This window comes from Buttiauxella ferragutiae, from assembly GCF_022637515.1.
GTDB classification, from domain to species: domain Bacteria; phylum Pseudomonadota; class Gammaproteobacteria; order Enterobacterales; family Enterobacteriaceae; genus Buttiauxella; species Buttiauxella ferragutiae.
Map to the genome: position 1 here is coordinate 4,686,406 of NZ_CP093332.1, position 12,819 is coordinate 4,699,224.

The window sequence follows — 12,819 nt, forward strand, 5'->3', positions numbered from 1 at the left end:
GCTGGCACGCCGAAAATATCGGTAGTCCCAGCCACATCAAATACACGTTCCAAAGCTGAAGGACTATAGCTGCCAGGGATACCTGTAACAAGAAAGTGCGAGGCTTCTCGAAAAACGTTACTTCTCGCTGTTTTCTAACGCATATTTATACAGCGCATTTTTCTTCACGCCGTGAATTTCAGCCGCCAGAGCCGCTGCTTTTTTCAGTGGCAGTTCGGTTTGCAACAGTGCCAACGTGCGCAGTGCATCGGCTGGCAGTGCGTCATCGGCTGGCGCTTTAAAGCCTTCGACGATCAGCACCATTTCACCTTTACGGCGGTTTTCATCTTCTTTAACCCACGCCGCCAGCTCACCAATCGGCGCGCCGTGAATCGATTCCCAGGTCTTGGTCAACTCACGCGCCAGCACCACATAGCGCGATTCACCGAGCACAGCGCAGATATCGTCTAAACTATCGAGCAGGCGATGTGTAGACTCGTAGAAGATAAGCGTACGCGGTTCTTGCTCAATCGCTTTGAGTGCGTCGCGACGGCCTTTAGATTTGGCAGGCAGAAAACCTTCATAGCAGAAGCGGTCGGAAGGTAAACCCGCCGCGCTTAATGCAGCAATGGCGGCACATGGGCCTGGCAACGGAACCACGCGAATACCCGCTTCGCGACAAGTTCGTACCAAATGATAACCAGGGTCGTTAATTAATGGCGTTCCTGCATCAGAAACTAACGCAATGCTTTGCCCTTCTTTTAGCTTAGCCAGCAAAGTTTCTGATTTTTGTTGCTCGTTATGATCGTGCAATGCGAACAATCGCGCATTAATGGCGAAATGTTGCAGCAGTAAACCGGTATGGCGAGTATCTTCAGCGGCAATCAGGTCAACGCTTTGCAACACGGTTAACGCCCGCTGTGTGATATCGCCGAGGTTACCGATGGGTGTCGGAACGATGTAGAGCGTGCTGGCAGAAATAGCCGCCGATTCGAGTTGTTTCATTGTTTCATCCGTATTGCCGATTTAATATTGAACACTGAGATAAAAATTACACTGGATACAGAATGGTACCGTCTAAATTTATTCGTTCTAAAGCCGGGCGCTGTCTGCCGGTTGTGCTGGCCGCGCTGTTCTTTGCCGGCTGTACTACTACTAAAGCACCAGACCAGTCGACCGCGCATATGCAGGGCGAAGCGACTGCCGATTCAGCGTATTACCTGCAGCAAATGCAGCAGAGCGCTGATGATAGCAAGACCACCTGGCAATTACTCGCCATTCATGCGCTGGTAAAAGAAGGCAAAACTCAGCAAGCCGTTGATCTCTACAACCAGCTACCCAAAGAGATGAATGACGAACAGCGTCGTGAACAACAGCTGCTGGTGCCTGAAATCAGAGTCGCGCAGAAAGATTACGCCGCCGCGAACGCCGCGCTCGCCAAAATCAATCCGGCAGAATTGAGTAAAAACCAGCAGGCCCGCTATTACCAGTCTGTTATCGACGCCAGCCAGAATCGTGCGTCGCTGGAGCTGCTGCGTGCTTATATTGCCCAGGAGCCTATCTTGACCGGCCCTGCGCATCAGAAAAATATCGACGGTACCTGGCAGGCATTATCTCAGATGACGCCAGAGCAGATGAATTCACTGGTCATCAATGCTGACGAAAACACGCTGCAAGGTTGGCTGGATCTGCAACGCGTGTGGAATGACAACCGTAACGATCCTGAAATGCTGAAAGCCGGTATTAAAGACTGGCAAACGCGTTACCCGCAGAATCCGGGTGCAAAAACGCTGCCGACTCAGTTAAGCAATATGCAGAACTACAAAGCGGCTTCGACGAACAAAATTGCCCTTCTGCTGCCATTAAGCGGCCAGGCGGCGGTTTTTGGTCGCACGATTCAACAGGGTTTTGAAGCGGCGAAAAACATGGGTTCGGCTCCGGTGGCGCAATCTACGGCCCCAGCCACAACTCCAGATACTAACGCACAACCTGTCGATACCACCCAGGCTGCCTTACCGCAGCCAACTGATGCCAACATGGTGACGAGCCCGTCAGCCGCATCGGTTGATGACTTAACGCAACAGCCAGCGGCAGATGCTGCACAACCAACGCCAGTGCCGCAATCTGCACCACAAGTACAGTCAGCAGCAGCGGCTCCAGCGAATCCATCCGCTGAAATCAAAGTCTACGACACCACCACGCAGCCACTGGCACAGATACTGGCGCAAGCCCAGCACGATGGTGCGACTATCGTTGTCGGCCCGTTGCTGAAAAACAATGTCGATGAGTTAGCAAACAGTACTTCGCCACTGAACATTTTGGCGCTCAACCAGCCAGAGAAAGTACAGAATCGTGCCAATATCTGTTACTTCGCACTGTCGCCAGAAGATGAAGCCCGTGATGCAGCTGGCCATATCTGGCAACAAGGCCATCGTGCACCGCTGTTATTGGTCCCGCGCAATGCGCTGGGTGATCGCGTCACTAAGGCCTTCGCTGAAGAATGGATGAAGTTAGGTGGCGGTACTGTTCTGCAACAGAAATTTGGCTCCGTTGCCGAACTCAAACAAGGCATTAATAGCGGTTCTGGCATCGCATTAACAGGTTCTCCAGTCACCCCAGCATCCGCTCAACCGGAAGGTGTGACCATCGGCGGGCTGACTATCCCACCACCACCAACTGACGCACAAATTACCGCAGGCACCTCCGGCGGCGTTGATGCAGCTTATATCGTGGCAACACCAGATGAAGTCGCGTTGATCAAACCGATGATTGCCATGCGTACCGGAAGCCGCAGTCCAGCGCAACTGTATGCCAGCTCGCGCAGCTCACAGGGCGTGAACGGCCCGGATTTCCGTCTGGAAATGGATGGTTTGCAGTTCAGTGAAATCCCAATGCTTGCCGGTAACAACCCGTCGATGATGCAGCAGGCGCTGAGCAGCGTGCATAACGATTACTCGCTGGCGCGTCTGTACGCGATGGGTGTCGATGCCTGGTCTCTGGCAAATCACTTCTCGCAAATCCGCCAGGTACCGGGTTATCAGGTCAATGGCAACACAGGTACGCTGTCTTCAAATCCAGATTGTGTCATTAACAGGAAGTTAAATTGGCTGCAATTCAGTCAGGGTCAAATCGTTCCCGCGTCCTGACACGTCAACAAACTGGCGCGCGCTACGAATTAGCGGCGCGCCATTTTCTTGAACGCAAAGGACTGCGTTTCATGGCCGCCAACGTGCATTCTCGCGGTGGCGAAATCGACCTCATCATGCGACACGGCACCGTTATCGTCTTTGTGGAAGTACGCTACCGGCGCTCTAACCACTTTGGTGATGCCGCCGCCAGCGTCACACCACGTAAGCAACAAAAGTTATTACAGGCTGCCCGGTATTGGCTGGCCGGCACATCAGGAAGTTTTGATACTGTGGATTGCCGTTTCGATGTGTTAGCCTTCACCGGCAATGAAATAGAGTGGTTAACCAACGCGTTCACCGCAGATTTTTAAAGTAACCAGGTAAATAAACGTGCTCGAAAGAATCAAAGCCTGCTTCACGGAAAGTATTCAAACCCAGATTGCCGCAGCTGAAGCTCTGCCAGATGCTATCTCCCGTGCAGCAATGACACTGGTTCAGTCACTGCTCAATGGCAATAAAATTCTGTGCTGTGGTAACGGCACCTCTGCGGCTAACGCCCAGCACTTTGCCGCCAGTATGATCAACCGCTTTGAAACCGAGCGCCCGAGTTTACCTGCCATTGCACTTAACGCCGATAATGTGGTCTTAACCGCTATCACAAATGATCGTTTACACGATGAAGTGTATGCGAAACAAGTACGTGCGCTTGGTCATACCGGCGACATCCTGCTCGCGATTTCAACCCGCGGCAACAGTCGTGATATCGTCAAAGCGGTAGAAGCCGCCGTGACGCGTGATATGACTATCGTGGCATTGACTGGCTATGACGGCGGGGAGTTGGCTGGTTTATTAGGGCCACAGGATGTTGAAATTCGCATCCCTTCTCATCGCAGCGCGCGCATTCAGGAAATGCACATGTTGACGGTAAACTGCTTGTGCGATCTGATTGATAATACGTTATTCCCTCACCAGGACGATTAAGGAGTACAGATGAAGGCCTATAAGCCACTTGCAGTCCTTATTACTGCGTTACTTCTACAAGGTTGTGTTGCTGCTGCAGTAGTGGGTACCGCTGCTGTCGCCACGAAAACTGCGACAGATCCGCGCACAGTCGGTACTCAGGTTGACGATGGCACGCTGGAGCTGAACGTCAGTAGCGCTCTGAACAAAGACGCACAAATCAAGAAAGAAGCACGAATTAATGTCTCTACCTATCAGGGCAAAGTCCTGTTAGTCGGCCAGGCACCAAATACTGAACTCGCAGCCCGAGCCAAACAAATTGCGCTGGGCGTTGATGGCACCACCGAGGTGTACAACGAAATCCGCCAAATGGCGCCAATCGGCCTGGGTACCGCTTCATCAGATACCTGGATTACCACTAAAGTGCGTTCGCAATTGCTGGCAAGCGACCAGGTGAAATCAACCAGTGTGAAAGTCACGACAGAGAATAGCGAAGTGTTCTTGTTAGGTCTGGTGACCGAGCGGGAAGCCAAGGCTGCGGCAGATATTGCCAGCCGGGTTAGTGACGTTAAGCATGTGACGACTGCGTTTACGATTCTGAAGTAATTTCTGCCCTCACCCTAACCCTCTCCCCCAGGAGAGGGAATTTCCCCGCTAAAACCGGCTCAAACAATCCATCGCCACCGCTTTAAACTCCTCAAAATTCTTGCTATCACGCAGCCTCGGCATCGCCCTTTCACGCAGGAAAGTGACAAAAAGATCGTAAATCGCCATCGCCTCCTCGTACTCGCTTTTACTGATTGCCAGTAAGAAAATGACGTGTGCTGTTTCATCGCCCCAACTGATGCCCTGCGGCGCAAGCACGGTATAGACCACGGTTTTATTCGCCATCAGCCCCAATGAGTGCGGAAGCGCGATGCCCTCACCCAACACGGTACTAACAATCGCTTCGCGTTCGACCACTGACGGATAAAATTCAGCTCCGACAACGCCCTCTTGCTCAAGCTGCTGGCAGAGCGTGCGGAACAACTCCTGCTGTGTCATTGGCTCGTCAATCACCCGGAAATGGCTGGCATCGAAGAATTTATCCAGCATGTACGGGCGCGTTCTGTCCACCAGCACCAGCTTACCCAACTGTTCTAGCTGGTACTCCGTCGGGAACGGGGCGACGACCACGGTAGGCTTTGCTTTATCGGTAACTCTGGCGGTAGAGATAACAAAATCTTCCTCAACGCTTTCGAGCTGTTCGTAGTCGCGTAGCGAAATGATACGTCTGACCTCGATTTGCGGATATTTGCGCAGCAACATCGCCTGAATCATGCGCACCGTGGAATTACCGGTATCGCAAACCAGCAGCACACGCGGGTTACGCTGATAGCCAATGTTGTAGTGGCGCTCCAGCCCGACACCGATATGCAGCACCAGGAAACCAATTTCGTTTTCGCTGATCACAAAAGGCGTGTACTTCCCCCAGCTCGACACCGCCGCCAGCGTCATGTCATACGCCATGGGATAGTGCTGTTTGATGTTGCCAAGCAGCGGGTTAGGGATGTTTATCTGATAACGCACGCGGGTGATCATAGTTTTGATATGCGTGAGCAAATCCGCGTGTAACTGCTTATCACTCAGTAGGTTGTAGTTATAGTTGTTGTTGATAAAACTCAGAATATAGTTCACCAGCGCTTCGTCATCGTCGGCACTAATGGCGCTCGGAGCTACTTCTTGTACCTGACGTGAAGCGATATGCACTTGCAGCCACTGTTCTTCAGCTTCAGAGAGCGGTTTACCGGCCAGCGTCTGTAACAACGCGGTGATTTGCCGCGCGGCTTCACGTACAGCTTCGTCGACATCGTCGGCGCTAAACTCCGGCAATGGGTAGCCTTCGCTAATACGACGCACTGCAACAGCACAGTACAAACGAATAAACTGCTCGCCTTCATCCGTCAGCCGGATTCGACAGCGCGTAAAACAGTTGTGTAGTTCCGCTGCCAGTTGTTCTGGCACCCCAGCATTCAATGCTTCTTCGGTTAACAGCGGGTTGTCGCTGTCTTCCTGGCTCAATTGCCAGAGCAGTTCAGTAAGGCAGGCGCGCACCGACATTTCACTACCAAACAACTTCATACCGTGGCGCGGACGAGTTTCAATTACCAGGTTGTAGCGCGCCAGCCATTCACGCACTTCTGCCATATCACTTTGCAACGTCGCGCGGCTCACAAACCACTCGTCGGCCAGGTCTTCGAGTTTTAAAGAGAATGCAGAGGTCAGGAAGCGCGCCACCAGATAATGCACCCGCTCAGGCGAGTTACGCGGAATACGCAACTGGCGCGAAGGCTGCTGCACCAGCGCCTGATAGAGGGCTGTATCGGCAATATTGAGTTGGTAGCCTGCGCCGCGATTCAGAACAAATTGCGCACCATGCCCGGCCATCAGCGCATTTAAGGCGGTAATGTCAGTGCGCACCGTGCGAGTAGAAACAGATAAGCGCCGCGCCAGTTCATCCTGGGGCAGCGTTTCGTTTTGTAGCATCTCAAACAATTGGGCCAGACGTTGGTTCGGGAATCTCACTGCCGTTTCCTTTCGTTAAAAGATACTTTCCATTATGGCTGAGAGTTAACGAATGTGGCGCCCTAACCCTCTCCCCCAGGAGAGGGGACTGTCCGGTATTCTCCCTCTCCCTCAGGGAGAGGGCCGGGGTGAGGGTGGTGTTAGCCAACCAACTTCTTCGTCATCTCCAGCAAGGTACGCACATCTTGCGGACGCGTATTGCCGCTCGCTTTATCAATAATCGAGCTGTAAATATGCGGAATGATTTTGCGGACACCCGCGTCCAGCGCGATCTTGAGGATCTCCTCGTAGTTTTCGAGATCAATACCGCCGGTTGGTTCGAGCCAGAAATCATGCTTCGCACAAGCAGCAGCAACCGCTACAAACTCCTCGCGGCATTCCAGACCACCCATTGGGAAATATTTGATTGAGTTGCCGCCCATATCTTTCAGCAATTTAATCGCGGTTTCGACAGGCACAATGCCGTCCGGTGCGCCCGAACTCAGCGGGCCGGTGGAGATTTTCACCATGCCAACCGTGCCGGTTGGCGAAACCAGGCCATTGACCACGCTTTCGCTTTGCCCAAGCAGCGCACGAGAAGTGCCAACCCCGGTAAACACCTGGTTTACGTGCTGCGGTTGTACCTGACGGGAGATTTCACTGACCATCGCCGACTGGTTCGGATCGCCCGCGCCAAGGCCAACAGACAGTGCATTTTCAATCAATGCCGCATACTCACGCATGTCCGCAACGGCACTAGCAATATCGGGATAGTTTTTGGAAAGTACCCCGACTAAGACGTGGCCTTCTGCCGCGTCATAAATCTCTTTAGCGTTCTCTTTCGAACCCGCCAGCACATTCAGGCAAACACGATCACGGTAAAAATTCGGGGCTAATTTCATGCCTGTTTCTCCTTGCTGACCAACGCTTTAATGCAGTGATAAACAATTTCTAACTGCTGCGGGCTAACGCTGCGTACATCAGCTTCAATAATGCCTTCGTTGGCTTTGTAGCCACGGAAGAAAATCGCATACTCGCCTTGCTTAAGCGCACTCACCAGTTCACTGGTGCTGGTACCAATCACCGCTTCGTCGAACTTGATTTCCGTACGCGCAATATCACGGCCAGCGGCGTCCCACACCACGCGCGCGCTGATGCCATCAAGGGTGTTGAGGTTGTCGATAAATGGCGACATTTTTTCCACCATTTGCGCCCCGCTCTCTTTAGCCGCCGTTAAATAGTGTTCAATGGCGCAGGTCAAACCGAGGATGCCTTCTTTGCCCACTTTCATGGCACGACCAATGCCGCCGGTTTGCAGTTTCACCCACTCAACATATTGCGCCTTGCCAATCACCAGCCCGCTGGTTGGCCCTTCAATGGCTTTGGCACCGCTATAAATCACCAGATCCGCACCCGCACGGTAGTAGCACTGCAAATCTTCTTCGGCAGCCGCATCAACAATCAGTGGTAAGTTATGTTTGCGGGCTACCACAGCGGCTTGCTCCACACTGAGCATGCTTTTCTGCACTGAGTGGTGCGATTTGATATACAGAATGGCAGCGGTGCGCGGGGAAATCGCCGCAGCGAGTTGATCGGCCGAACATTCGTTGGCGTAACCCGCTTCCACAACTTTGCCACCACCGAGATTGACCATGGTGCCAACCGGTGCGCCGAAGTTCACATTGTGGCCCTTTGGCAGCACGATCTCGTTGTTCTCTAGTGGTGCAGCGTGCAGGTTTTCAATCAGCCAGGCGTTGTCTTTCACCAGTACCGCCGCTACGGACAGTGCGATTCCCGCCGAGGCACAAGAGACAACCGTCGCCCCTTCCACTTCCAGCAGATTTGCGATGTAGTCCCCGGTTTTGTTCACCAGGTCTTTCATCTCAAAATAATGATTCATACCATTAGTGACCGCATCGACCACTTCCGCACGCGGGGTAGAAACACCGAGCGCCGTCATACGGCCAGATGCGTTAATCACTTGTTTTAGATTGTATTTTTCATAAATCGAAGACATGTTCTTCTTCCCCTTGTTCGGTTGTAAACCACTGACCAGCGCGAACGACGGCCAATGCGACCAGCAACTGCTCACCTGCGAGCGTCTGATCTTCGGAATCGGTAAATACTGTCGGCTGGCGGCGTTTGGCAAAGATAGTCAGATCACCATCGAGGCCAACCGTCAAACGCCCTTTATTTGCCAGGCGCAGGCCATCGGCGGCATGAGAGGTAACACAATCAATCACTTGTGGCAGCGACATGCCTATCGAGAGGAATTTTGACATCACCACCGCCAGGCTATGTACCGGGCCATTGATGCGGTTGCGGCAGTAAATATCGGAGCTGATAGTGTGTGGCAAAATCCCTTTGCTGATGGCGATTTTCGCCACTTCAAAGCTGAAACTCGCGGTGCCGTGGCCGACATCCAGACGCACGCCGCGCGCAATCGCACTGGCAATCGAGGCGCGTAATTCGCCTGCTGGCGTCAGAATGCGGTTAGGTTTGCCATTGTAGCAATGGGTGATGATATCGCCCGTGGTCAGTAAATCGGTGATTTCATCGAGATCCGGCGGGTTGTTGCCAATGTGCACCATCAGCGGCAGATCACCGTTTTCACGCTGGATTTCTTTGGCACGTTGCAGTGGTTTAATGCCGTTGGCCCCCACCACGCTGCTGCTCATACGCGCTTTAATGCCGACGATAAAACCTTCATGGCGCTGTAGCGCATCACGCACCGCAGCTTTGTCGATATTCGCCATGTCTGACAGTTCGTTTTGCGCAATCAACCCAACGCGGGAGATGTTCAGTATCGCGTAAACCTCTGTCACCGCCTTGCGCGTTAACGCGTAAAAGTCGTCAATATCGTCAGCGCCAGTACTTCCGGCATCCACCACGGTTGTCACGCCAGTGTTGATGCCGATGCTGTCGGGTTCGTCGTGATAAATCGGGGATTTTTGGTAGCAGTGAACGTGAGAATCAATCCAGCCTGCGCTGACGTAATACTCGCCGTTGAACTGGCGTTCTTCCTTTGCCTCGCCGCTGAATTCACCCAGCGCGGCAATTTTTCCATCCTTCAACGCGATGTCGATAACCGTATCGTCCACCAGACACGCATTGCGCAGGATTAAATCAAACATGGTTTTCTCCTTACTGGCGGATGGCGCGTTGCTTATCCGCCCTACGAATGATGTTGTAGGGTGGATAAGCGCAGCGTCATCCACCACTGGGCTACAAAGCAATCGGGAAGAACGCCCCCAGGAGCATCGCACCCAAAATTGCACCACCGGTGATCGGCTTGTTCCACAAGTAAAACAGCAGAGAACCCACCAGCGAACCGATACCGATTGGAATAGATGCGGTCATCGCACTGAGGATAATCAACGGCCCCAGGAAGCGACCGGAGGCATTACCCGCGCCCATCATCACGTCTGCGCCGTAGGTGGAATTGCTTTGGTTGATGGTGAATTTACGCGCCAGAATAATCACATAACCAATCGCCACGCCAATCGCCAGCCCCGTCACCAGTGATGCGGCAAAGTTGGCTACCGGGAAGACAATCCCCGCGCCCAGCAACAGAGCTGGCACACCTAGCCCGACACCGGTTTGAATCGCGCCGCCGATATCCAGAATACCGACCAGCGAACCTTCAATAATGCGCGCAAACAGGAAGCTGGCACCGAACGCCGCCACCGCGCCATACACGCCGGTATCAATCCCGGCGCGCAGCATGGAAACAAACGCCACTTCGTTAAATGCGCCGATACCGTACAGGTAGTACATGTGTGTCCCGGCGAACACGCCGGAAGAAAGCAGGCCAACAAAAATCGGGAAAGACCAGTCGGCGTACCAAAAACCTTTATTTTCTTCCATCACAGCTTCCTTATTTTCCGCTCAGCGAGTTGTGAATCAGATCGAGCCAGTTCGGCACGGTCAGATGGAAGGATTCGATCATTTTCATATCGAAGCCACGGAAGAAACCGCTCAGCACAAACAACGCAACAATCGCCACCATCATCACTTTGGTGACGTGGTTCCAGCCGCTCTCTTCAACACCTTTACCAATCAAGATGCCCAGCACCAGGCCTGGTACGGCGTTGCCCATAATCAGTTGCGCACAGCCGCCGAAAATCGTCGCCCAGAAGCCCGATTTCTTACCGGCATCAATCGCTGCCAGCCAGAAAATGACCGGCATCACGGTGTTAACCAGCAAGTTAGCCGCCGGAACCAGCACTTTTACCGCCGTCACCTGCAATGCCGCAGGAACCGCAGAGGCTGTGGAGTTAAGGAAAGCGACCACAATCATGCCGATGATGCCGCAAGCGAAAGCCATCTTTTTCGGGTCGTGCAGGGTTTGGGCAACGTTACGGTTTTTCAGCATTAACGCGGCCGCACCCCAGTTAGGGATAATGCGGTGGTCAACATCCTGCGTGAAAGCACCCGCAGCAACGGAAGATGCCCAGGCGTTAAAGAAGAAGCCCAGACCAAAAGAGAAGTGTGAAGCCGGATCACCCTCACAAGAGTTTAGTTCACCGAGCGTACGAAATGCGCCCATCCCTTGAGTGGTCGGCGCATGGAACATACGTGCCGCCCCGGCGCCAACACCTACGCCAACCAGGCCGCCGATGATCAGCGATTTTATTAATATAATTAAGAACATCAGTCTGTCCTTTCTGTGTGATTTTATTGGGGGATGAAGTCTACTTTGTCCATATTAATGGCTGTTACATTGACCGAAACATCCAACTCCACGCTGAACAATTGTTTCTCGCGCTTGAGAAAGAAGAACAAAAAGGCCTCTTTCTTCACCTGGACTCGCGCCTGAACAACCTGCACATCTTGTGGCTCAATGCGCAGCAAAATATGGGGAGAAGATTTCATCACCGAGCCCTGAACATGATTCAGGGCGTCAGCAAAGGCTTTGGCTTTAGTGTCGCCGCGCCCTTTCACTCTCACCTTTTCGGAGAAGTGTTCTTTCATACTCACTTACCGTACTTCTTGGCCCAGGCCTGAACCAGGCGCTCGCCCAGCTCTTCTTTATCCATAAAGCCGAAGCCCAGCACGTTGTTACCTTCGTTGATGGCGGTGACGCCCTCTTCCACTGAGCGCATACCGTACTTGGCTTTGTAGCCGTGTTTGGTTTGTGCCGTGATGGCACCTGCACCGCCACTGCCGCAGAAGGAGATGCCGAATGTGGCGTTCTCCGCTTTCATCACGTCACCCAGTTTCATATCAGCGGCAACGCCTGCAATAACCACGGCGCGGCCACCCGCTTTTTCGATGCCTGCTGCCACTTTTTGGCCTTTACCCAGGCGGTCGCCAATTACTACGGTAATTTGTTCCATCGTTATCTCCTGATTATTCAAAGATTGTCTTTCGCGACTTCGAAATGCACTGACAGCAACCACGCCTCTTCAACCGGCAGATTGCCAAACTGTTCCACTACCTCTTTTGCCATCACCAGAGAATCTTCAGAGATTTCATCAAACAGGCTCTCTTCGACTTCTGGTAGCGGCTCACCGGTCAGTGACCGATGTGCCATGGCACGAACGTGGGACGTCAACATCTGAACTTGCACCGCGTTCGGTGTGATGTTTCTGTTCTTTAGCAGCGTATCGATAAACGCCAGCACCCGTTCCGTAAGCTGCGTTTGCTCGGTACTCCCGGCTTCATTAACCATTACCGCTCCGTTCTTCACACTGCGTACCTCTTCGCTGTTAGGCTTTTAAGGTATCGGCAGAGGTTAAAGGTTTGTAGCGAGTTGTTTTCCACTTCGAAACGGAAATCGCAGCCGCATTAGTGATACGCGCCACAAAAAGTGCCCGATTCGCGATAATTCGCTGGGTTATTGTGATTTCAGTCACGGATTAGTGAGGGTGAATCTATTGGTGGCAGTGATAGTTTTTGAGCAAATTTGTGATGTGTGGGATGTTTTCGGTTAATTATTGGAAAGGCTTATGGGTGGGTTTTGTTTTGGGGAGTGATTGAGATTGAGTGTTGGGTTAGTGGCAGAATCGTACCTTGCTTACATTACATTAAATTATGTTAATAATTAGACTCAGGTCAGCAGACGAATCGCCTCGTCTACCTGGTCATTGATGAAAAGGTCGTTGTCTTTGTCGTTTCAGTTGGGAAAAGAGAACGTTCAGACGTTTATTCAGAAGCTGTAAAATGGGTTCTCTGAATCACGATTGGTACACCATCATCAGAACAA

At 52.5% G+C, this 12,819-nt stretch carries 14 protein-coding genes and 1 pseudogene; 5 read left to right on the forward strand and 10 right to left on the reverse strand.

Translation table 11 applies throughout. The features are described 5' to 3' along the window. Nucleotides 1-117 precede the first annotated feature (117 nt). The gene (gene rsmI / locus MNO13_RS21615; RefSeq protein WP_064540497.1) at nucleotides 118-984 is read right to left on the reverse strand and encodes a 16S rRNA (cytidine(1402)-2'-O)-methyltransferase; all 867 of its coding nucleotides are present in this window, start codon (nucleotides 982-984) and stop codon (nucleotides 118-120) included. 62 nt (nucleotides 985-1,046) lie between these two features. Here rsmI and MNO13_RS21620 point away from each other — a divergent pair, with 62 nt between their 5' ends. The 4 genes from MNO13_RS21620 to dolP are packed head-to-tail and all read left to right on the forward strand — an operon-like array spanning nucleotide 1,047 to nucleotide 4,673. Further along, the gene (locus tag MNO13_RS21620; protein WP_241939300.1) at nucleotides 1,047-3,125 is read left to right on the forward strand and encodes a penicillin-binding protein activator; all 2,079 of its coding nucleotides are present in this window, start codon (nucleotides 1,047-1,049) and stop codon (nucleotides 3,123-3,125) included. After that, nucleotides 3,083-3,478: a YraN family protein gene (locus tag MNO13_RS21625; protein WP_237932286.1), complete on the forward strand. Its 396-nt coding sequence runs from the start codon at nucleotides 3,083-3,085 to the stop codon at nucleotides 3,476-3,478. The genes MNO13_RS21620 and MNO13_RS21625 overlap by 43 nt, the downstream gene beginning before the upstream one ends. Before the next feature lie 19 nt (nucleotides 3,479-3,497). Beyond that, the gene (gene diaA, locus MNO13_RS21630; RefSeq protein WP_064540507.1) at nucleotides 3,498-4,088 is read left to right on the forward strand and encodes a DnaA initiator-associating protein DiaA; all 591 of its coding nucleotides are present in this window, start codon (nucleotides 3,498-3,500) and stop codon (nucleotides 4,086-4,088) included. 9 nt (nucleotides 4,089-4,097) lie between these two features. Then, nucleotides 4,098-4,673, forward strand: coding sequence for a division/outer membrane stress-associated lipid-binding lipoprotein (dolP, locus tag MNO13_RS21635; protein WP_064540510.1), 576 nt, complete (start codon nucleotides 4,098-4,100; stop codon nucleotides 4,671-4,673). A gap of 48 nt (nucleotides 4,674-4,721) precedes the next feature. Here dolP and MNO13_RS21640 read toward each other — a convergent pair whose 3' ends face one another. The 9 genes from MNO13_RS21640 to MNO13_RS21680 form a co-directional block, all read right to left on the reverse strand. Next, on the reverse strand, nucleotides 4,722-6,632 hold the full coding sequence (locus tag MNO13_RS21640) for a BglG family transcription antiterminator (RefSeq protein ID WP_121814435.1): 1,911 nt from the start codon (nucleotides 6,630-6,632) through the stop codon (nucleotides 4,722-4,724). A gap of 140 nt (nucleotides 6,633-6,772) precedes the next feature. Continuing rightward, on the reverse strand, nucleotides 6,773-7,513 hold the full coding sequence (gene dagF, locus MNO13_RS21645; RefSeq protein WP_241939301.1) for a 2-dehydro-3-deoxy-phosphogluconate aldolase: 741 nt from the start codon (nucleotides 7,511-7,513) through the stop codon (nucleotides 6,773-6,775). Beyond that, nucleotides 7,510-8,628: a DgaE family pyridoxal phosphate-dependent ammonia lyase gene (locus tag MNO13_RS21650; RefSeq protein ID WP_064540518.1), complete on the reverse strand. Its 1,119-nt coding sequence runs from the start codon at nucleotides 8,626-8,628 to the stop codon at nucleotides 7,510-7,512. The genes dagF and MNO13_RS21650 overlap by 4 nt, the downstream gene beginning before the upstream one ends. Beyond that, on the reverse strand, nucleotides 8,612-9,745 hold the full coding sequence (locus MNO13_RS21655) for an amidohydrolase/deacetylase family metallohydrolase (RefSeq protein WP_241939302.1): 1,134 nt from the start codon (nucleotides 9,743-9,745) through the stop codon (nucleotides 8,612-8,614). The genes MNO13_RS21650 and MNO13_RS21655 overlap by 17 nt, the downstream gene beginning before the upstream one ends. Nucleotides 9,746-9,836: 91 nt before the next feature. Further along, nucleotides 9,837-10,478, reverse strand: a complete 642-nt coding sequence (locus tag MNO13_RS21660) for a DUF4310 family protein (protein ID WP_064540524.1) — start codon at nucleotides 10,476-10,478, stop codon at nucleotides 9,837-9,839. A gap of 10 nt (nucleotides 10,479-10,488) precedes the next feature. After that, nucleotides 10,489-11,265 (reverse strand): DUF4311 domain-containing protein, encoded by a 777-nt coding sequence (locus MNO13_RS21665; protein WP_064540527.1) that lies wholly within the window; start codon nucleotides 11,263-11,265, stop codon nucleotides 10,489-10,491. Nucleotides 11,266-11,288: 23 nt separating this feature from the next. Beyond that, nucleotides 11,289-11,585 (reverse strand): DUF4312 family protein, encoded by a 297-nt coding sequence (locus tag MNO13_RS21670; protein WP_064540530.1) that lies wholly within the window; start codon nucleotides 11,583-11,585, stop codon nucleotides 11,289-11,291. Nucleotides 11,586-11,587: 2 nt separating this feature from the next. Next, nucleotides 11,588-11,950: an SFCGS family glycine-rich protein gene (locus MNO13_RS21675; protein WP_064540533.1), complete on the reverse strand. Its 363-nt coding sequence runs from the start codon at nucleotides 11,948-11,950 to the stop codon at nucleotides 11,588-11,590. A gap of 17 nt (nucleotides 11,951-11,967) precedes the next feature. Further along, nucleotides 11,968-12,285, reverse strand: a complete 318-nt coding sequence (locus MNO13_RS21680) for a glycine dehydrogenase (RefSeq protein ID WP_064540536.1) — start codon at nucleotides 12,283-12,285, stop codon at nucleotides 11,968-11,970. Between the two features lie 396 nt (nucleotides 12,286-12,681). Between MNO13_RS21680 and MNO13_RS21685 the strand changes: the two are divergent. Next, a pseudogene (locus MNO13_RS21685) lies at nucleotides 12,682-12,789 on the forward strand (type II toxin-antitoxin system mRNA interferase toxin, RelE/StbE family); the annotation flags it as partial. Nucleotides 12,790-12,819: the final 30 nt, after the last annotated feature.